We start from the raw sequence: 17,840 nt of genomic DNA, 5'->3' as shown, positions 1-17,840 counted from the left end.
CATGACGACGCCGGAGCCCGAGACGCCGCAGCCCCGCGACATCGCCCTGGAGCAGGAGTCGCCCGAGATGGCGGCGTCCCTGGAGGCGCAGAGCGCCCCGCGCGAGGCGCCGCAGGGCGACGAGGGGGACCTCGAGGGCCACCCCGCCTAGGCCTGGGAGCGGGCCCCGCCGGTGAGCTGCCGGGCGGGGATGCGGCCCTCGGCCACGTAGTACAGCGTCGTCCCGGCTTCCAGCGGGGTGTCCCACGGCGGGCTGACCGCGAGCCCCTGGGGGCCGCGCACCGCGAGCACGGTCGCGCCGAAGGTTGCGCCGAAGTGGCGCTGGCACTCGCCGAACGTGCCGTGCGGGAAGCCCCGCGGCACCGTCAGCGAGTAGGTGTTGCGCCCGCCGTGGGTCATCAGCTCGCTGTAGACCTGGGTGATCCCGGGGTCGTTCGCCTCCTCGGTCAGCAGCGAGGGCATGTGCCACTGCACGGCCTGCACCCCGGCGCTGACGTAACTCAGCGTCTCCCGCCGCTCGAGGTCGCGCAGGGCGGCGACGAGGTGGACCCCCGGCCGGGCGTGCTCGACGGCGACCGCGACGGCGAGCGTCTCGTTGTCGTCCCGGGCGTCGATGACCACCGTCCGGGCCGCCGGCACGCACGCCCGCCGCATGACGTCCTCGTGGGTGAGGTCGCCGCGGACGAAGTGCACCGCCGGCACGTCGGGCATCGGGTTCTCGCCGACCTCGTCCCAGGCGCAGAGCACCACCTGGGTCCGCCCTTCGGCGGTGAGCTCGGCGACGATCCGCTCGGTGCGCCCGGGCCAGTAGCCCAGCAGCACCACGTGGTCGGACATGTCCAGGGGGACCACACCTCTCAGACGCCGGCCCCGCAGCGACTGCAGGGCCTCGGACAGCTGGGTGAACAGCAGGGTCAGGGTGACGATGCCGCCCACGATCACGTAGGCGCCGATCAACCGGCCGCCGGTCGAGCTCGGGAAGACGTCGCCGTAGCCCACGGTCGCGGCGGTGACGAGGAAGTACCACCAGTAGGTGCCCGGCGCGGTGATCCCGCCGTCCGCCGGCTCGACCAGCGCCATCGCCAGCCAGCTGGAGAGGAAGACGAACGCCGCGACGGCGAGCGGCAGCCGCCAGCCGCTCAGGCGCAGCCGGACGAACCGGGCGAAGTGGACGAAGAACGGCAACGGAGCTCCTGGGGCGGGAACCGGGACGACGCAAGCTACCGCGGCAGACCCGCCCCCAGCACCGCGCCGATCGGTCCGGCCGGCACCTCTGCCGGTCGATGCGTGGTAGCACGCTGCACGAGGGGCAGCATCCGCCGGTTCGCCGTACGTTCGGGGTCGTGACCGTCGACAGCCCAGTCTTCTACGCCATCGAGGACCTGCTCGAGCCCGCCGAGATCGAGCTCCGCGACCGGGTGCGCGCCTTCTGCGACGCCGAGGTCACACCGCACATCAACGACTACTGGGAGCGCGCGGACTTCCCGTTCGAGATGGCGCAGAAGCTCGCCGGGGTGGGGGTCGTCGGCGGCACCATCGAGGGTTACGGCTGCCCGGGGATGAGCAACGTCGCCGCGGGCCTCGTCGCCGCCGAGCTCGCCCGCGCCGACGGCAGCATCGGCACGTTCAACGGGGTGCACAGCTTCCTCGCGATGCAGTCGATCGCCGTGCTCGGCGACGAGGAGCAGCGGGAGCGCTGGCTGCCGGAGATGGCGCGGCTGGAGAAGATCGGCGCCTTCGGCCTCACGGAGCCCGCGCACGGCTCGGACGCCGTCGCCCTGGAGACCTCGGCCCGCCGCGACGGCGACGCCTACGTGCTGAACGGGCAGAAGAAGTGGATCGGCAACGGCTCGATCGCCGACTACGTGATCATCTGGGCGCGCGGTGAGGACGGCGCGGTCGGCGGCTACGTGGTCGAGAAGGGCACGCCGGGCTACGAGGCCACGGTCATGACGGGCAAGACGGCGCTGCGCGCGGTGTGGCAGGCGGAGATCACGCTGACCGACGTCCGGGTGCCGGCGGAGAACAAGCTGGCCAACTGCCACTCCTTCAAGGACGTCTCCCAGATGCTCGACCGGACCCGGTACACCGTGGCCTGGCGGGCGCTGGGGCTGGCGACGGCGTCCTACGAGCTCGCGCTGGCCCACGCGCTGCGGCGGGAGCAGTTCGGCCAGCCGATCGCCGGGTTCCAGCTGGTCCAGGACAAGCTCGCGCGGATGCTCGCCGAGATCACCTCGATGCAGCTGATGTGCTGGCGGCTGTCGAAGCTCGCCGACTCCGGCCGGATGACCGCGGCCATGGCGTCGCTGGCCAAGATGAACCACGCGGCCAAGGCCCGGGCGATCGTCGCCGACGCCCGCGACATCCTCGGTGGCGACGGCATCCTCCTGGACCACCACATCGCCCGGCACCACGCCGACATGGAGGCGGTCTTCACCTTCGAGGGCACCGACTCGGTGCAGGCGCTGATCGTCGGGCGCGCCATCACCGGGCTGTCGGCGATCAGCGGCCGGAAGCCCGACAAGCGCTGAACGGACCGGGCCGGCTGCGGCCGGCCCGGTCAGCAGCTCCCGGGTTCAGCGGGCGGAGGTCAGCCGGTTGTCGACGGCGGTGATGCGCGCGCACTCGGGGCAACCGGTGCGGCCGACGCCGACGCGCTCCCACCTCTGCGAGCCCCAGACCTGGACGATGGCGCCGCAGACGGCCAGCTCGACCTCGCCGTCCAGCTCGGCCGGCGGGCGGTGCGCCTCGACGGCGTGCCACGGGTAGCTCTGCTCGGTCCGCTGCCCGGCCGACCAGCGGTCGGGTCGGGCGAATCCCACGGCGTACGTGTCCACGGGTCACACGTGCCCCAGATCACTCCCGCTCAATCCCCTCGATCGGGCGAATACGGCTCCGGGTCGGGCGCAACGCGAGGCCCCACCCGCACGCCGGTGCGGACGGCCCGCGCGCGCTACCGTCGGAGGCCTCGCGCGGGAGGTGCACGCAGATGGATCCGATCAGCCTGCTGGTGGGCGCCGGGCTGCTGGGCGCCGGCTTCCTCGCCGGCCGGATGGGCCGCCGCCGGGGCAGCGCCCCGCCCCCACCGGTCACGCCGCTGTGCGGCTGCGGGCACACCCTGAGCCAGCACGACACCGGGACCAACACCTGCTACGCCGAGCTGCGCCGGGACACCTACGACAAGCGCGGCCGCTGGTCCGGGCACAGCTGGGTGCCGTGCACCTGCCGCCAGTACGTCGGCCCGCGGCCGATCGACGAGGTGTTCGTGCCCCGGGTGCTCCCACCGGGCGACTGACACCTGCGCCTCGCGGGCATGCAGGTCGGGTGAGCACTCCGTCCGGGCGCCCCCGCGCCGCCCGCACCGACGACCTGCTGGCCCTCACCGAGCCCGTCCGCGCCGTGATGAGCGCGGGTGCGCTCGCCGCCGGGACCCCGCTGCTGCGGTGGGCCCCCCGCGGCGAGCCGCACCCGGTCGTCGTCCTGCCGGGGTGGCTGGCCTCCGACGTCTCCACCCGGACGCTGCGCCGCTGGCTGGGCCGCCTCGGCTACCCGGCCGTCGGCTGGGACCTCGGCCGCAACCACGGGCCGCGGCCGGAGGTCGTGGACGGCGTCCGCGACCTGGTGCGGCGGCTCGCCGACGAGCACGGAGGCCCGGTGAGCATCGTCGGGCAGAGCCTGGGCGGCATCTTCGCCCGCCGGCTGGCCGAGCGCTCGCCCCGTCTGGTGCGGCAGGTGGTCTCCCTCGGCTCCCCGTTCGCCGCCGTCACCTCCCGGCCGCGCCGTGCCGGCACGCGCGCCGGAACCTACGGCGAGCTCCGGCGGCTGCGGGCGGTGCCGGACGTGCGCCCCGCCCGGCCGCTACCGGTGCCGAGCACCTCGGTCTACTCGCGGTGGGACGGCGTCGTCGACTGGCGCACCTGCCTCCAGCAGGAGGGACCGACCAGCGAGAACGTCGCCGTGCACGCGAGCCACTTGGGCATGGGGGTGGACCCGGCCGTGCTGTGGATCGTCGCCGACCGGCTGGCGCAGCCCCGGGGCGCCTGGCGGCCGTTCCAGCGGCCCACGCGGCTGGGCCTGCGGGCGCTGTTCCCGGAGGCGTGAGGAGCGCGGCGGAACCGGGACAGGGGTTCCGCCGCGTCGTCCCCTCAGCGGTGCAGCAGCTCCGCGAACCGGGCGCAGGACTCCTCGATCGCCTTGTGGGCGGCCGGCGAGATCGTGCCCATGTCGAAGAAGCCGTGGATCATGCCGTCGTAGCGGAGGACCTCGGCGGTCACGCCCGCCGCGCGCAGCGCCTCGCCGTACGCCTCGCCCTCGTCGCGCAGCGGGTCGTACTCGGCCGTGACGACGACCGCGGGCGGGAGCCCGGAGAGGTCCCCGTGGTGCAGCGGCGACAGCCGCGGGTCCATGGCGTCGTCCCAGCCCTCGGCGTAGTGCCCGTAGAACCAGTCCATGGTGTCCTTCTCGAGGAAGTAGCCCGTGGCGTTCTCGATCCGCGACGGGTACTCGCCCTCGGCGTCGACCGCCGGGTAGATGAGGAACTGGGCGGTCATCGGCGTGCCGTCGGCGTGCAGGGCCTGCGCGACGACCGCGGAGAGGTTGCCCCCGGCGCTGTCGCCGGCGACGCCGAGCCGCTGGTCGCCGCCGAACTCGTCCAGGTGGGCGGCGATCCAGCGGGCGGCCGCCACGGCGTCGTCCACCGCCGCCGGGAACGGGTGCTCCGGGGCGAGCCGGTAATCGACGGCGACGACGACGGCGCCGCTGCCCCGGCAGACGTTGCGCGCCATGTTGTCGTGGGTGTCCAGGTCGCCGATCACCCAGCCGCCGCCGTGGAAGAACACGACCGTGGGGAACGGCCCCTGACCCTCGGGGCGGTAGACGCGGGCCTTCAGGTCGCCCTCGGCACCGGGGACGGTCCGGTCCTCCGTGCTGGCCACCGGCACCAGCTGCTCGGGGGTGCGCGCGCCGTGGGTGAGCGCCAGGTAGAGCGCCCGCCCGGCCTCGGGGGTGCCTTCGTACATGGGCGGCAGCCCGGCCTCCTCCATCATGGTCAGCATCGCGGCGATGTGCGGGTCGACGGGCACGTGGTCTCCAGATCTGTGCGGGTGGGAGTGGGCGGGGCGGGCGGTCAGCGGTAGACCAGCGACCCGTCGTCGAGGTCGACGGCAGGCAACGCCGTCCGTTCGTGGGCGTACTCCAGCAGGTGGGTCCACGGCTCGCGGTCCCCCTGCTTGAACATGCGGTCCACCGAGCGCATGACGTAGCCGGAGTTGAAGTTCTCCGGATCGGCCCAGGGCCGCAGCGGCATGTCCGCGTCCTCGGGGCGCAGCGTGGGCACGACGACGGAGGCGCCGCGTTCCTCCAGGTGCGCCAGGAGCCGGCAGACGAGCTCGCTCACCAGGTCGGCCCGCAGCGTCCAGCTCGCGCGGAAGTACCCGAACACGTACGCCATGTTGGGCACGCCGCTGATCATCGTGCCGCGCCAGGTGACCCGTTGGGTGAAGTCCACCGGTTCGCCGTCCACGGTGAACGCGATCCCGCCGAAGAGGCACAGGTCGAACCCGGTGGCGGTCACCACGATGTCGGCCTCCAGCTCCTCGCCCGAGGAGGTGCGGATCCCGGTCTCGGTGAAGGTGTCGATCGTGTCCGTGACGACCGAGGCCTTGCCCTCCCGGATGGCGGTGAACATGTCGCCGTCGGGCAGCAGGGCGAGCCGCTGCTGCCAGGGCCGGTAGGTCGGGCTGAAGTGCTTGGCGATGTCGAAGCCCTCCGGCAGCAGCGGACGCATCGCCTCGATGAGCATCTCGCGCAGCTCGTCAGGCGACTCGAACGACATCCGCGTGATCTCGTCGCCCTCGGCGATGTAGGCGCGGCGGAGGATCTCGTGGGTCCAGTCGTCGGGCACGTCGAGCGCGCGCAGGGTCTCGGCGAGCTCGTGCGTCCGGGGACGGGCGAAGAAGAAGGTCGGGGACCGCTGCAGCATGGTCACGTGCGCGGCGGTCTCCGCCATGGCCGGGACGATCGTCGCCGCGGTCGCGCCCGAGCCGATGACGACGACGCGCTTGCCGGTGTGGTCGAGGTCGTCCGGCCACTGCTGCGGGTGCACCACCACCCCGCGGAAGCGGTCCGTCCCGGGCCACTCCGGCCGGTAGGGCTGCCCGTGGTCGTAGTAGCCCTGGCACATCCACAGGAAGTCGGTGGTGAGGGTCAGCTCCTCGCCGGTGTCCTCGCGGCTGACCCGCACGGTCCACCGCCGCTCGGCCGACGACCAGCTCGCCGAGGTCACGCGGTGCCGGTAGCGGATGCTCCCGGCCAGGTCGTCCTCGGCGATGACCTCGTCGAGGTAGGACAGGATCTCGGCCGAGGTGGCGATCGAGGCGCCGCGCCAGGGCTTGAACTGGTAGCCGAAGGTGAAGAGGTCGCTGTCCGACCGGACGCCGGGGTAGCGGTGGGTCCACCAGGTGCCGCCCCGGTCGTCGAGGGCGTCGAGGACGGTGAAGGTCCGTCCCGGGAAGCGGTCCTTGAGGTGGTGGGCCGCCCCGATGCCCGAGATCCCGGCACCGACGATGAGCACGTCGACGTGCTCGGTCGTCGACGTCCTGGCGGGTTCCTGCGCGATCGCCGTCATGCGTGATGTCCCCTCCGTGCCCGACCGTGACGTCCGCGAACGTAAGGGCGGGACCGCGGTGTGAGCCATGGCACAATCGGCCGCACCTTGATGATTTCGGCCAACTCCGTCCACGCCGCGGCCCGGGGCACCGGCAGCGCGGCGCTGCTGTGCGCGCTCGCGGAGGAGCACGGCCTGGACCGGGCCGACCTGCTCGCGGCGGCCGGCGTCACCGAGGCGCAGCTCCGCGACCCGGCGGCGGAGATCAGCGCCGAGCAGGAGGTCCGGCTGGTGGCGGCCCTGGTCGGCGCGCTCCCCGAGGACGGCGGCCTGGCCGCCGGGGTGCGCTACCGGCTGGCCACCTACGGCATCTGGGGCTTCGCCCTGCTCTCCAGCCGCACGCTGCGGGAGGGGCACGAGGTGGCCATGCGCTTCCTCGACCTGACCTACGCGCTCACCCGGATCAGCGCGCACGAGGAGGACGGCGAGCTCCTGCTCTTCTTCGACGACCTCGAGCTGCCCGACCCGGTGCGCCGGTTCGTCCTCCTGCGTGACAGCTCGGCGGCCCTGCAGCTGTGGCGGGAGTCCCTGGGCCGGCCGGTCGTGCCGCGCCGGGTGGAGCTGCAGCTGCCCGAGCCCGCCGACCCCGCGCCCTACGCGGAGGCGTTCGGCGTCCCGCCGCGGTTCGCCGCGCCGCGATCGGTCCTGGTCTTCGACGCCGTGCTGCTCGACCAGCCGCTCCCCCAGGCCGCCCCGCTGACCGCCGCGCTGTGCGAGGCGCAGTGCCGCGAGCTGCTGGAGCGCCGTGTCCACCGCCGGGGGCTCAGCGGCCAGGTGCGGGACGTGCTGCTCCGCCACCCGCAGCGGATGCCCGGCCAGGAGGCGGTCGCGGCCGAGCTGCACATGAGCGTGCGGACGCTGCGGCGCCGCCTGGACGAGGAAGGGACGAGCTTCCGCGCCGTCGTCGACCAGACCCGCAGGCACCTGGCCGAGGAGCTCCTCGCGACCGTCGGGCTGAGCGTGGAGCAGGTCGCCGAGCGCATCGGCTACTCGGAGGCCTCGGCGTTCGTGCACGCCTTCCGGCGGTGGACCGGCGACAGCCCGCGACGGTGGGCCCGATCTGCCGCGCGGGGCTGAGAGCTCCGCTCGCTCAGGCCCAGGCGGTCCCGGCGGCCAGCACGACCAGCGCTGTCGTCGTCCCGGTCTCCACGGCGGCGCCGAAGACGTCGCCGGTGACCCCGCCGAGCCGGCGGCCGGCGTGCGCGGTCAGCGCCGCCGCGGCCGCCAGCGCGACCAGCACCGCGGCGACCGCCCAGCCGGCGTCGGCCGGGGAGCCACCCGCCAGCAGCCGCAGCCCGGCCGCGGCGGCGACGAGCAGCAGCGTCGCCGTCCACCGGACCGCGGGCGTTCCCGCCCCGGCCACCAGGACGCCGAGCGCCGAGCCCGCCGCCGGCGGGCGCGCCGCCGCGTGCAGCACCGCCACCCGGCCGGCCGTCGTCGCCAGGACGACGCAGACCAGGCCGGCGGTCCGCGAGGAGTCGTCCAGCACCGCCCCCAGCGCCGCCACCTGGACCAGCAGCAGGCAGACGAGCGCGGCCACCCCGAACGCGCCGACGTCGGGCCTCCGCATGATCGCCAGCGCCTGCTCGGCCGGGCGGCCGCTGCCCAGGCCGTCGGCGAGGTCGGCGGTGCCGTCCAGGTGCAGCCCGCGGGTCAGCAGGGCGAGCGCGCCCACCACCACCGCGGCGGCCAGCAGCGGGGCGCCGCCGTCGCTCCCCCGCCACACCGCCAGCGCCGGCACGAACGCCAGCGCCCCGAGCAGCGCGCCCACCAGCGGTAGCCACCGCAGCACGCCGGCGCCGGGCACGCGGGCCGACGGGGGCACCGGCAGCACGCTGAAGACCCCGAGCGCGGCGAGCGGCCCGCCGCGGGCCGGCCCGGTCACCGGAGCCGCTGCGGGATGCCGGCGGTGACCAGCCACACCCGCTGCGACGCCGCCGCCACCCGCGCGTTGAGGATGCCCATCTCGTCGCGGTACCGGCGCCCCGAGACGGTCGCCGGCACGACGCCGGAGCCGACCTCGTTGCTGACGGCGACCACCCGGCGGCGGGTGCCCGTCCAGGCGGCGACGACGTCGTCGACCGCGCGGGCCAGCCGCTCGTCCGCGCCCTGCTCCCCGGTCCAGACCCCGCAGTCGTCCATCGCGCGGGCCAGCCAGGTGGAGAGGCAGTCCACCAGCAGCGGCGGGCCCGCCTCCCCCAGCACGCCGACCAGGTCGACGGTCTCGCGGGTGCGCCAGCTCGCCGGGCGGCGGTCGCGGTGGAGGGCCACGCGGTCGGCCCACTCCGGGTCACCGCCGTCGGCGGGCAGGCCGCAGGCCACGTACTCGACCTGCCCGGCGCGGCCCAGCAGCTGCTCGGCGTGCCGCGACTTGCCCGAGCGCGCCCCCCCGAGCACCAGCGTGCGCCGCGGTCGGCGCAGGCTCACGAGACCCGCCCGGCGGTGCGCCGGGCCCGCAGCGCGGTGAGCAGCAGCTGCGCGGCCAGCGCAGCGCCGACGCCCTCGCCGGCCCGCAGGCGCAGGTCCAGCAGCGGCTCCAGCCCCAGGTCGGTGAGGACGGCGGCGTGCCCGCGCTCGCGGCTGCGCTGGCCGGCGACCAGCGCCGTCTGGGCGGCCGGCTCCAGGCGCACCGCGACGGCGGCGGCCACGGAGGTGACCAGCCCGTCGAGGACCACCGGCGCGCCGGCCGCGGCGGCGCCGAGCGTGACGCCGGTGAGCACCGCGATCTCCGGCCCCCCGAGCGCGGCGAGGAGGGTCATCGGGTCGGCGGAGCCGCGCTCCTCCCGGACCCGGTCCAGGGCACCGCGGACGACGGCGCGCTTGCGGTCGAGCATCGCCGCGTCGGCGCCCGCGCCCAGGCCGACGGCGTCGTCGGGGTCGAGCCCCAGCAGGCCGCAGGCGAGGGCGGCGGCCACCGTGGTGTTGCCGATGCCCACCTCGCCCAGGCACACCAGGCCGGCGGCGGCGAGCTCCCGCCCGAGGGCGCGGCCCTCCTCGACCAGCGCCGCCGCGGCGTCGGCGGTCAGGGCGTCGGCGGTGAGCAGGTCGCCCTGCGGCCCCGGCGGCACCGCGTGGTGGGCGTGCACCCGCAGCCCGGCCTGGCGGGCGGTCGACGCCCCGAGCGACTCCCCGGTGCGGGTGGCGGCCAGCACGTCGGCGGTCACGGTGAGCGGGTAGGCCGAGACCGCGTGCGCGTGGGCGACGGGGTGGTCGCCGGCGACGACCACCAGCGTGCCGGCGTCGGGCACCGACCCGGGCAGGGCGAGGACGCGGTCGACGGCGCGGTCGAGCACCCCCAGCGACCCGGGGACGGCGAGCAGGTCGTCACCCGTGTCGCGCGCGGCGACCACCGCCTCGGGACGCGGCCCCGCGAGGTGGCTGACGGGGGCGGCCGGGCTGTCGTCGGCCGGCCAACGCTCCCGCAGCACGACGTCTTCGAGGGGGGCGCGGTGGGACCAGCCGTGGCGCACCAGCCCGGGCTCGGGCGGGCGCTCGTCGGGCCAGCCCAGGCACAGCCAGCCGAGGGTCTGCACCCCCTCGGGCAGGTGCAGCAGCGCGGCGAGGTCGGCCGGCTGGAAGAGCGTCACCCAGCCCATGCCCAGCCCCGCGGCGCGGGCGGCGAGCCACATGTTCTGGATCGCGCAGGCGCAGCTCCACAGGTCGGCGTCCGGGAAGGTCGCCCGGCCCAGCACCCCGGTGGCGTGCGTGCGGCGGTCGCAGGCGACGACGACGCCCAGCGGCGCCTCGCGGATGCCCTCCAGCTGCAGGTCCAGCAGCCGCGCGCGGCGGTCGGGCGTGAGCAGCTCGGCCTGGCGCAGCCGCTCGCGGTCGGCGAGCACCGCGGCGCGGTCGCGGGCGCCCTGCTCGGTGACGACGACGAACCGCCACGGCTGCGAGTGCCCCACCGACGGGGCCCGGTGACCGGCCTCCAGCACCGACCGCAGGAGCTCCGGCGGCACCGGGTCGGGCCGGTAGCGGCGGATGTCCCGGCGGGCCGCGACGACCGCGTGCAGCGCCGCCACCGTCGCGGGGTCGAAGGCCCAGCCCGCGGGATCGGCGGCCCGCTCGGCGGCGTGCGTCTGGTCACCGATCACCGGGACCGGCCGGGGCCAGGTCATGCCAACTCCTCCATCGGTCTCGGGAAGACCCTCGCACGAGGGCAGGAGCGCGCGGACCCCCGTTCCCCGCACGCGTCCGGCGCCTCAGCCCTCCGGGGTGGCCAGCTCGCCCAGCGCCCGGCGCAACCCCTCGACACGGGCAGGGCCCAGGGAGGCGGCCAGCGCCGCCTCGTGCGCCCGCACCAGGGCCTCCCAGCGGCGCAGCCGGTCGCGGCCAGGGCCGGAGAGGTGGACGACGACCTTGCGCCCGTCCTCGGGGTGCGGCAGCCGGTAGGCCAGCGCCTGGTCGACCGCGCCGTCCACCAGCCGGGTGCAGGTCGGCGCGGGCAGGTGCAGCGCGGTCCCGAGCTCCCCCATCGTTCGCCCGCCGCCGGTGAGCGCCCGGAGCAGCCGGTATCCGTCGAGCGTGCCGCCGTCCTCGGCGAGGGCGGCCGCCACACCGCCGGCCACCCGGCGCTGGGTCACCGTCAGCAGCTCGACCAGGTCGTCTGCGGCGGGTACCGCCTCGACGTCACCGCCCGGGAACATGCGGAGACCATACTTCTCGCCGTGACCGCTGCCAGGCCTCTGCTCGATCCGTGGGAGCTGCTGCTCGCGGGCCCGCGGACCGATGCGCTGCACGTCGGGCTGGCGGTGCCGCTGTCCGGTCCGCTCGCCCTGACCGCGCCCTCGGCCCTGGACCTTGCCGGGCTGGCCGCCGACGAGCTCAATGCGGCCGGCGGCGTGGACGGCCGGGAGGTGCGGCTGGTCGCGGTCGACTCCGGGCGGGCGGCGGAGGTCGTCGCGGCCGAGGCGGCGTCGTTGTTCGCGGCCGGGGCCTTCGACGTCCTCGTCGGGTTCCACACCAGCGACGTGCACCGCGCGCTCGAGCGCACCCTGCCGCCCGGTGCCCGGTACGTCTTCACCCCGCCGCACGAGGGCGGGCGCCCGCGCCCCGGCGTCCTGCGCACCGGAGCCTCCCCCGCGGGGCAGCACGCCGCGGCGCTCAGCCGGCTCGTCGCGCACCGCCGGGCACGCCGCTGGGTGCTGCTGGGCACCGACTACGTGTGGCCCCGGGCGGTGCACCGGGCCGCCCACCGGGCGCTGGGCGCGGCCGGCGCCCGGGTGGTCGGCGAGGCGCTGGTGCCCTTCGGCCCTACGGACATGGGTCCGCTGCTCGACCTCGTCCGTCGCACCCGGGCCGATGGCGTGCTCCTGAGCATGGTCGGCCGGGACCTGGTGACCTTCAACCGCGAGTTCGCGCGCGCCGGGCTGGACCGGCGGGTGGTGCGGCTCTCCGGGGCGCTGGAGGAGAACGGCCTGTATGCCCTGGGCGGCGACGGCACCGGCGAGCTGTACGCCTGCATGCCCTCCTTCGCCTCGTCCGGTGACGGCCCCGACGAGGCGCAGCTGGACCTGCAGGAGCGGCATGCCCGGCGCTCCGGCCCGTCGGCGCCAGTGGTCTGCGCCTACGCCCGGGCGGTCTACGACGGCGTCCGACTGGCGGTCTCGCCCACGGGACCGGCGCGGTCCGGCCGCCGCGCACCGGCCGCCCGGCTGGCGCGCGCCGATGGGCTGGCGCTGCGCGAGATCCCGGGCCTTCTCACAGCCTGAGACAGATACTTCCATCTGGAAGGAATCGGTCCTACTCTGCTCGCGCCCCGGCACCGCACCGGGAAGAGAGACGGAGTCGACCGCCCATGAGCGAGCCCCGCACCACCACCGGCGCCCCCGGGGGCGCCCCCACCCTCGGCGGCGCGAGCCCCGCCGCGAGCGCGCAGGGCGTGGAGTCCTTCGGCTACAAGCAGGAGCTCAAGCGCTCCCTCACCTTCGGCGACCTGCTGGTCTACGGCCTGGTCTTCATGGTCCCGATCGCGCCGTTCGGCATCTTCGGCGGCGTCTTCCAGGCCTCGGGCGGCATGGTCGCCCTCGCGTACGTCGTCGGCGGCCTGGCCATGGCGTTCACCGCCGCGTCGTACTCGCAGATGTCGCGGGCGTTCCCGATGGCGGGCTCGGTCTACACCTACGCCGGGCGGGGCATCGCCCAGCCCGTCGGCTTCATCGCCGGGTGGATGGTGCTGCTGGACTACCTGCTCATCCCGGGCCTGCTGTACCTGATCTCCGGTTTCGCCATGAACTCGATCGTGCCCGGCGTCCCGGTGTGGACGTGGATCGTCGGCTTCGTCCTGCTCAACACGGTGGTCAACTACTTCGGCATCGAGTTCACCGCGCGGGTGAACAAGATCGTGCTGGTGGCCGAGCTCGTCGTCCTGGCCATCTTCCTGGTGGTCGGCGTCATCGCGCTGGCCGGCGGCGCGGGTGGCGGCTGGGACCTCACGCCGATCTACAACAGCGACACGTTCTCGCTGGAGCTGGTGTTCGGCGCGGTCTCCATCGCGGTGCTGAGCTTCCTCGGCTTCGACGCCATCTCCACCCTCGCCGAGGAGAACCGCGACTCGGCGCGCTCGATCGGCAAGTCGATGATCGCCGCACTGGTGCTCGCCGGCACGCTCTTCGTCGTCCAGACCTGGGTCGCCGCGCTGCTCGTGCCCGACCCCGACACCCTCATCGCCGAGGGCGACGCCGCGGGCACCGCCTTCTACGATGCCGCCGGGGTCGCCGGTGGCGAGTGGCTGGCGACGCTGACCGCCGTCGCCACCGCCATCGCCTGGGGCTTCGCCAACTCCCTGGTGGCCCAGGCCGCCACGTCGCGCTTGCTCTTCGCCATGGCCCGCGACCGCCAGCTCCCCCGCTTCCTCGCCAGCGTCCACCCGGTCCGCCGCGTGCCGGTCAACGCCACGCTGCTGGTGGCGGTGATCTCGCTCGTCCTCGGCGTCTACATGAGCACCCGGGACGACGGCATCACGCTGCTGTCCACGCTGGTCAACTTCGGCGCCCTGTCGGGATTCCTGCTGCTGCACGTCTCGGTGGTCGTGCACTACATCGGCCGGCTCCGCAGCCGGAACTGGTGGCTGCACCTGGTGGTGCCGGTCGTCGGCTTCGCGATCCTGGCCTACGTGGTCTACAACGCGCAGGTGGCGGCGCAGGAGCTCGGCTTCGTGTGGTTCGCCGTCGGCGTGGCCCTGATGATCGGTCTGCTGGCCACCGGCCGCCGACCCGAGCTCCGGACGGAGGAGAAGCTGTGAGCCTCGAGGTCGTCTCCCTCACCCCGACGCCCGACCAGTACCGGTACCTCTTCGGCGGGGGGCCCGAGCCCCTGGTGCGCGTCCGGCCGGGAACCGTGGTCGAGCTGACCACCGAGGACTGCTTCGGCGGCCGGGTGACCAGCACCGACGACCTGCCCAGCCGGGTCTGCGACTTCGCGCAGCTCAACCCGGTCACCGGCCCGATCCACGTGGAGGGCGCCGAGCCCGGCGACACCGTCGCCGTCCACTTCGTGGAGATCGCGCCGGCCCGCGACTGGGCCGTCTCGACGACGTTCCCGCACTTCGGCGCGCTGACCGCGACGCACAGCACGGCGATGCTGCACGACCCGCTCGAGGAGGTCGTGTGGGTCTACGAGGTCGACCGCGAGCGGGGGACCTGCCTGTTCCGCCCCCGCCGCGGCGGCCCCGAGGTCGAGCTCCCGCTGGACCCGATGCACGGCACCGTCGGGGTGGCGCCGGCCGGCGGCGAGGCGTTCGCGACCATCACACCGGGCGCGCACGGCGGCAACATGGACACCCCGGAGCTGCGCGCCGGCACGACGGCGTACTTCGGCGTCAACGTGCCCGGCGCCCAGCTGGCGATCGGGGACGGGCACTGCCGGCAGGGCGAGGGCGAGGTGTGCGGCACCGCCGTGGAGGCGGCCATGCGCACCGTCGTCGTCGTCGACCTGGTCAAGGGTGCCGGCACCCCCTGGCCGCGGCTGGAGACCGACGACTTCCTCATGTCGACCGGCTCCGCCAGGCCCCTGGAGGACGCCTACCGGGTGAGCCAGCACGACCTGGTGACCTGGGCCGCCGAGCTCACCGGCTGGGACACCCTCGACGCCTACCAGCTGGTCAGCCAGGCCGGGCTCGCCCCGGCCGGCAACGTCGTGGACACCAACTACACGATGGTCGCCAAGCTGGCGAAGGCCTACCTGGGGCGCGAGGGCGTCGTCGTCGCCGACGGCGTGCACGACCGGCTGCGGCAGACGGCCGCGGCCTACCTCGCCCAGCGCTGACGACCGGGCGGCCCCGGTGCGTGCGTCGCGCAGCTGCGGGTAGGGCCGAGGTCGATGCCTGCACCGACTTCGGAGGAGGACGGACGCATGACCAACGAGACCCCCGACACCCCGGGCCTGAGCGAGACCGCGCTCCGCGAGATGAAGGTCGACGAGCTGCGGGAGCGCGCCAAGGCCGACGGCATCGAGGGCACGTCGTCGATGAAGAAGGAGGAGCTCGTCGACGCGATCTCCGAGGCCTACCAGCAGGACCGCGACTCCGCCGGCGGGAAGGGCGGCGGCGACCGTGGCGGGGACGGCGGCGGGGACGAGGCCGGTGCCCCCGGTGACCGCGGCCCCGACGACGGGCACCTCCGCACCGGCGACCAGTCGTCGCGGTCGCTGCAGTACTCGCAGGAGGTGACCTCCCTCGAGGAGGACCCGGAGCGCCCGGGGCGCAGCCTGGCCACCTCCAGCCACGAGGTCATCCGGCGCTGGGCCGAGGAGCGCGGTGGCGTCCCGGCCACCGTGGAGGGCACCGAGCACGGCGACCACCTCGGCGTGCTGCGGTTCGACTTCGGCGGCGAGAACGAGAACCTGCGCCACGTCAGCTGGGACGAGTGGTTCCACACCTTCGACGCCCGGAAGCTGAACTTCCTCTACCAGGAGGAGCGCAAGGACGGGAACCAGAGCAACTTCTTCCGCCTGGAGAGCCCGGACCGAGAGGACGCCTGACCCCACGCGCCGGGTCGTGCACCCCGCGGCGGGGGCACGACCCGGCGCCGGCTCAGGAGGCCTTGCTCGACCCCTGGCGGGCGTCGGCCACGGCGCGGGCGAGCTCGTCGCGCGTCATCTTCGACCGGCCGGAGACGTCGAGGTCCTGAGCCATGTCGTAGAGCTCCTTCTTGGACCTCCCCTCCAGGTCCTCCGCGGCCGGGCGCCCGCCCCGCCGGTGCGCCTTTCGCGTCCGCAGCCCGGCGTCGTCCCCCGAGTTCCCCGGCCGGTGCTTGCCCGCGGCCTCCACGCTGGCGCGCAGCGCCGACATCAGGTCGACGACGTTCGAGGCGCTCTCGGGCTCGCCCTGGGTGACCACCTCCTCGCCGCGGCGCTTGGCCTCGATCAGCTCCTCGACCCGCTCGCGGTAGGTGTCGCGGTAGTTCGTCGGGTCCCACTCGGTGGTCATCGAGTCGATCAGCGAGACCGCCATGTCCAGGTCGCGGGAGGCGAAGGAGTGCCGCACGGGGAGCTGCTCGATCTCCTCCAGCGGGTCCCGCACCTCGTCGGCGAAGTACATCGTCTCCAGCGTGAGCACGTCGCCCTGCGGGCGGACGGCCGCCAGGTACTGCTTGGACCGCATCACGAAGGTGGCGACCGCGACCCGCCCGGCCCGTTCCATGGCCTGCAGCAGCAACGCGTAGGCACGATGCGCCTGCTCGTCCTGCGGAGCGAGGTAGTAGGTCCGGTCGTAGTAGATGGGGTCGATCTCGGAGACGTCGACGAAGTCGGAGATGTCGATGACCCGCGACCGACCCGGCTCGATCTCCTCCAGCTCCTCCGGGGTGACGATCACGTACCGGCCGTCGCCGATGTCCTCGCCCTTGACGATGTCGTCGTAGTCGACCTCCTCGCCGGTGTCCTCGTTGATCCGCTTGTAGCGGATGCGCGACGAGGTCCCCCGCTCGAACTGGTTGAAGTGCACCGACTTGTCCTCGGTCGCCGAGTACAGGCCCACGGGGACGTTGACCAGGCCGAACGCCAGGGCGCCCGTCCAGATGGCTCGTGCCACGGCTCCTCCTCCCGACTGATCCGGCAGGCGTACCCCCGGGTCGGCGTCCGTCACCCCGATCGGGCGGTCCGGTCGCCCCGGGTGTCCTCGCCGGCCTCCGCGGTCAGCCGGTCGACCCGCGCGCGGGCGCGGTCCCGCACCTCGCCGGCCCGCCGCGCCCGGCGTTCCCCGGCGTCCCGGCGCCGCTGCGCCCCGCGGAGCTCCTCGCCCGCCTCCGCGGCCTCCCGCTCCGCCTCGCGCAGCTGCTCGGCCAGCTCGTCGACCCGCGCGCGGGCCCGCTCCCGACGGGCGCCCGCCTGCTCGGCCCGTTCCTGGTCGGCCCGCGCCTCCTCCTCGGCCTCGGCCGCCGCCGCCTCGGCCTCCTGGAGCTCCCGGCGCGCCTTCTCCAGCGCGTCCTGGCGCCCTCGCCGGCGCCCCGGCCGCGCCGCCCGGGTGCCGACCGGCGCCGGCTGCAGGCCCCCGCCGGCGCCGACGTCGGCCACCGCCCCCTCGACCCCGATCCGGGCCAGGCCGTGGTGCGACAGCGGCGTCAGGAGGCGACCGGTGAGCACCGCCTGCCCGGCGGTCTCGTCGGCGATCGCCGCCCGGAGGGTGTCCTGCACCTGTCCGGCGACGGAGTCGCTCACCGGGTGGCCGAGGTCCTGGGCGAGTGAGCGCGCCTGCCGGGTCAGCGCCGCGACCACGCGGTGGCGCTGCTGGGAGAGCTCCCGCAGCTCGTCGCCGTCGAGGTCGCCCTGGGCCTCGCGCAGCCCCGCACCCAGCTCCACCAGCTGGGCGACCTCGGCCGGTCGCCGGCGCACCAGGGTGTTCACCACCCAGGCCGCGGTCGTCGGCTTGCGCAGCTTGCCGATCGCGCCCGCCAGCTCCCGGTCGCCGGCCGCACGGACCTCCTTGCGCCGGGCCTCCCGCGCCTCGACGAAGTCCTCGGGTGGGACGCCGTAGAGCTCGTCGGCGACGTCGGCCGGCGTCACGGCGTGATCCGCCGGCCGTCACGCGGCTCCCCGGAGGACAGCAGCGCGCCGCCGCGCCGGCTGTCCGGGCAGGGGGGCGACAGGTCCACGGGCCTCCCCTACCCCGGGAGACCCGATCGCCGCCGTTACGTTTTCCCGACGAAACCGCCGGTCGGTGCCGCGCGGCGGTTGCCCG

General features: G+C 75.1%; 19 protein-coding genes. 9 read left to right on the top strand and 10 right to left on the bottom strand.

The features are described 5' to 3' along the window. The first annotated feature begins 1 nt into the window (after position 1). Positions 2-151: a hypothetical protein gene (locus ACI79P_RS17845; protein ID WP_456582400.1), complete on the top strand. Its 150-nt coding sequence runs from the start codon at positions 2-4 to the stop codon at positions 149-151. On the opposite strand, the gene ACI79P_RS17840 is transcribed toward ACI79P_RS17845, so the two are convergent. Next, the gene (locus tag ACI79P_RS17840) at positions 148-1,185 is read right to left on the bottom strand and encodes an ion channel (RefSeq protein ID WP_456582399.1); all 1,038 of its coding nucleotides are present in this window, start codon (positions 1,183-1,185) and stop codon (positions 148-150) included. The genes ACI79P_RS17845 and ACI79P_RS17840 overlap by 4 nt on opposite strands. Positions 1,186-1,343: 158 nt before the next feature. Here ACI79P_RS17840 and ACI79P_RS17835 point away from each other — a divergent pair, with 158 nt between their 5' ends. After that, positions 1,344-2,531: an acyl-CoA dehydrogenase family protein gene (locus ACI79P_RS17835; protein WP_456582398.1), complete on the top strand. Its 1,188-nt coding sequence runs from the start codon at positions 1,344-1,346 to the stop codon at positions 2,529-2,531. A 45-nt stretch (positions 2,532-2,576) separates the two neighbouring features. Here ACI79P_RS17835 and ACI79P_RS17830 read toward each other — a convergent pair whose 3' ends face one another. After that, the gene (locus ACI79P_RS17830; RefSeq protein ID WP_456582397.1) at positions 2,577-2,837 is read right to left on the bottom strand and encodes a hypothetical protein; all 261 of its coding nucleotides are present in this window, start codon (positions 2,835-2,837) and stop codon (positions 2,577-2,579) included. Positions 2,838-2,989: 152 nt separating this feature from the next. On the opposite strand from ACI79P_RS17830, the gene ACI79P_RS17825 reads away from it, so the two are divergent. Next, the gene (locus ACI79P_RS17825) at positions 2,990-3,295 is read left to right on the top strand and encodes a hypothetical protein (RefSeq protein WP_456582396.1); all 306 of its coding nucleotides are present in this window, start codon (positions 2,990-2,992) and stop codon (positions 3,293-3,295) included. A 29-nt stretch (positions 3,296-3,324) separates the two neighbouring features. Beyond that, a complete protein-coding gene (locus ACI79P_RS17820; protein WP_456582395.1) occupies positions 3,325-4,101 on the top strand; it encodes an esterase/lipase family protein in 777 nt (258 codons plus the stop codon). A 44-nt stretch (positions 4,102-4,145) separates the two neighbouring features. Here ACI79P_RS17820 and ACI79P_RS17815 read toward each other — a convergent pair whose 3' ends face one another. Then, the gene (locus ACI79P_RS17815) at positions 4,146-5,081 is read right to left on the bottom strand and encodes an alpha/beta hydrolase (protein WP_456582394.1); all 936 of its coding nucleotides are present in this window, start codon (positions 5,079-5,081) and stop codon (positions 4,146-4,148) included. Positions 5,082-5,125: 44 nt separating this feature from the next. Next, entirely contained in the window at positions 5,126-6,625 is a 1,500-nt protein-coding gene (locus tag ACI79P_RS17810; RefSeq protein WP_456582393.1) for a flavin-containing monooxygenase, read from the bottom strand. A 90-nt stretch (positions 6,626-6,715) separates the two neighbouring features. Between ACI79P_RS17810 and ACI79P_RS17805 the strand changes: the two genes are divergently transcribed. Beyond that, positions 6,716-7,741, top strand: coding sequence for an AraC family transcriptional regulator (locus ACI79P_RS17805; RefSeq protein WP_456582392.1), 1,026 nt, complete (start codon positions 6,716-6,718; stop codon positions 7,739-7,741). Between the two features lie 13 nt (positions 7,742-7,754). On the opposite strand, the gene ACI79P_RS17800 is transcribed toward ACI79P_RS17805, so the two are convergent. The 4 genes from ACI79P_RS17800 to ACI79P_RS17785 form a co-directional block, all read right to left on the bottom strand. After that, complete coding sequence (locus ACI79P_RS17800) at positions 7,755-8,549, bottom strand: adenosylcobinamide-GDP ribazoletransferase (protein WP_456582391.1); 795 nt, start codon at positions 8,547-8,549, stop codon at positions 7,755-7,757. Then, the gene (locus ACI79P_RS17795; RefSeq protein WP_456582390.1) at positions 8,546-9,091 is read right to left on the bottom strand and encodes a bifunctional adenosylcobinamide kinase/adenosylcobinamide-phosphate guanylyltransferase; all 546 of its coding nucleotides are present in this window, start codon (positions 9,089-9,091) and stop codon (positions 8,546-8,548) included. Before ACI79P_RS17795 ends, ACI79P_RS17800 begins: the two co-directional genes overlap by 4 nt. Further along, a complete protein-coding gene (gene bluB / locus ACI79P_RS17790) occupies positions 9,088-10,782 on the bottom strand; it encodes a 5,6-dimethylbenzimidazole synthase (protein WP_456582389.1) in 1,695 nt (564 codons plus the stop codon). Before bluB ends, ACI79P_RS17795 begins: the two co-directional genes overlap by 4 nt. An 84-nt stretch (positions 10,783-10,866) precedes the next feature. Next, entirely contained in the window at positions 10,867-11,310 is a 444-nt protein-coding gene (locus ACI79P_RS17785) for a MarR family winged helix-turn-helix transcriptional regulator (RefSeq protein WP_456582388.1), read from the bottom strand. A gap of 21 nt (positions 11,311-11,331) precedes the next feature. On the opposite strand from ACI79P_RS17785, the gene ACI79P_RS17780 reads away from it, so the two are divergent. The 4 genes from ACI79P_RS17780 to ACI79P_RS17765 all read left to right on the top strand — a co-directional run bounded on the left by ACI79P_RS17780 (position 11,332) and on the right by ACI79P_RS17765 (position 15,643). Next, positions 11,332-12,375 (top strand): ABC transporter substrate-binding protein, encoded by a 1,044-nt coding sequence (locus ACI79P_RS17780; RefSeq protein ID WP_456582387.1) that lies wholly within the window; start codon positions 11,332-11,334, stop codon positions 12,373-12,375. A gap of 86 nt (positions 12,376-12,461) precedes the next feature. Beyond that, positions 12,462-13,907 carry an APC family permease gene (locus ACI79P_RS17775; protein ID WP_456582386.1) on the top strand — a complete coding sequence of 482 codons (1,446 nt, stop codon included), beginning with the start codon at positions 12,462-12,464 and terminating at the stop codon, positions 13,905-13,907. Next, positions 13,904-14,929 carry an acetamidase/formamidase family protein gene (locus ACI79P_RS17770; RefSeq protein WP_456582385.1) on the top strand — a complete coding sequence of 342 codons (1,026 nt, stop codon included), beginning with the start codon at positions 13,904-13,906 and terminating at the stop codon, positions 14,927-14,929. Before ACI79P_RS17775 ends, ACI79P_RS17770 begins: the two co-directional genes overlap by 4 nt. Before the next feature lie 87 nt (positions 14,930-15,016). Further along, positions 15,017-15,643, top strand: a complete 627-nt coding sequence (locus ACI79P_RS17765; protein ID WP_456582384.1) for a Rho termination factor N-terminal domain-containing protein — start codon at positions 15,017-15,019, stop codon at positions 15,641-15,643. Positions 15,644-15,695: 52 nt separating this feature from the next. On the opposite strand, the gene ku is transcribed toward ACI79P_RS17765, so the two are convergent. Together ku and ACI79P_RS17755 are read right to left on the bottom strand one after the other, a co-directional pair. Further along, positions 15,696-16,694, bottom strand: a complete 999-nt coding sequence (gene ku, locus ACI79P_RS17760) for a non-homologous end joining protein Ku (RefSeq protein WP_456582383.1) — start codon at positions 16,692-16,694, stop codon at positions 15,696-15,698. Between the two features lie 50 nt (positions 16,695-16,744). After that, positions 16,745-17,665 (bottom strand): hypothetical protein, encoded by a 921-nt coding sequence (locus ACI79P_RS17755; protein WP_456582382.1) that lies wholly within the window; start codon positions 17,663-17,665, stop codon positions 16,745-16,747. Positions 17,666-17,840 lie beyond the last annotated feature (175 nt).

The sequence above is a fragment of the Blastococcus sp. SYSU DS0510 genome (assembly GCF_054050835.1).
The sequence above is the reverse complement of the archived record's forward strand: the minus strand, read 5'-3'. Positions and strand labels throughout refer to the sequence as shown.

Bases quoted from the DNA above. Each gene is read 5' to 3' on its own strand.
- ACI79P_RS17845 (WP_456582400.1), top strand. From the start codon at position 2: ATGACGACGCCGGAGCCCGAGACGCCGCAGCCCCGCGACATCGCCCTG.
- ACI79P_RS17825 (WP_456582396.1), top strand. From the start codon at position 2,990: ATGGATCCGATCAGCCTGCTGGTGGGCGCCGGGCTGCTGGGCGCCGGC.
- ACI79P_RS17810 (WP_456582393.1), bottom strand. From the start codon at position 6,625: ATGACGGCGATCGCGCAGGAACCCGCCAGGACGTCGACGACCGAGCAC.
- ACI79P_RS17805 (WP_456582392.1), top strand. From the start codon at position 6,716: ATGATTTCGGCCAACTCCGTCCACGCCGCGGCCCGGGGCACCGGCAGC.
- bluB (WP_456582389.1), bottom strand. From the start codon at position 10,782: ATGACCTGGCCCCGGCCGGTCCCGGTGATCGGTGACCAGACGCACGCC.
- ACI79P_RS17785 (WP_456582388.1), bottom strand. From the start codon at position 11,310: ATGTTCCCGGGCGGTGACGTCGAGGCGGTACCCGCCGCAGACGACCTG.
- ACI79P_RS17775 (WP_456582386.1), top strand. From the start codon at position 12,462: ATGAGCGAGCCCCGCACCACCACCGGCGCCCCCGGGGGCGCCCCCACC.
- ACI79P_RS17765 (WP_456582384.1), top strand. From the start codon at position 15,017: ATGACCAACGAGACCCCCGACACCCCGGGCCTGAGCGAGACCGCGCTC.